Source organism: Streptomyces mutabilis (assembly GCF_014649815.1).
Taxonomy (GTDB): Bacteria; Actinomycetota; Actinomycetes; order Streptomycetales; family Streptomycetaceae; genus Streptomyces; species Streptomyces mutabilis.
Genome location: NZ_BMTT01000300.1, coordinates 1 through 527 on the forward strand (window position 1 = coordinate 1; position 527 = coordinate 527).

The 527-nt window shown below is 41.7% G+C and carries 1 protein-coding gene; it reads left to right on the plus strand.

The window, feature by feature from the left end:
• On the plus strand, positions 1-445 hold a 445-nt coding region (locus IE142_RS40410), incomplete at its 5' end, for an AAA-type ATPase lid domain-containing protein (protein ID WP_502266923.1).
• Between the last annotated feature and the right edge of the window lie 82 nt (positions 446-527).

The window sequence follows — 527 nt, forward strand, 5'->3', positions numbered from 1 at the left end:
TCTCCAAAAAACCGCTCGAGAGCTTGGTGTTGAAACTAAAGTACTCAACCAGCAAAGTTTACATTGCATGATGGAATACCACTGGTCAGGTAACGTCAGACAATTAGAAAACGTATGTCGTTGGTTAACGGTTATGACCGCTAGCCAAGAGATTATGCCGCAAGATTTACCTCAAGAGATCCGCCAATCAGATGAGAAGGGCAAATCGATACCTCGTATCTCCTCTCAACATTGGTCACAACATCTTTCATTATGGGCGGATGAGGTATTCAGTGAAGGCAAAGAAAATATTCTTAATGATGCTCTACCGCAATTTGAGCGCACCTTACTACTCAGTGCGCTTTCCTATACAAAAGGCCATAAACAAGATGCTGCACGTTTATTAGGGTGGGGAAGAAATACGCTGACACGTAAATTAAAAGAGTTAGGTATAGAGGAGTTTTAAGTCACTCCCCTCCCTTTTATTTTTGCCCACTAAATCACTCGAGAGAATTGGCGTTGGCGCATTTGATTACGTAAATAAGTAT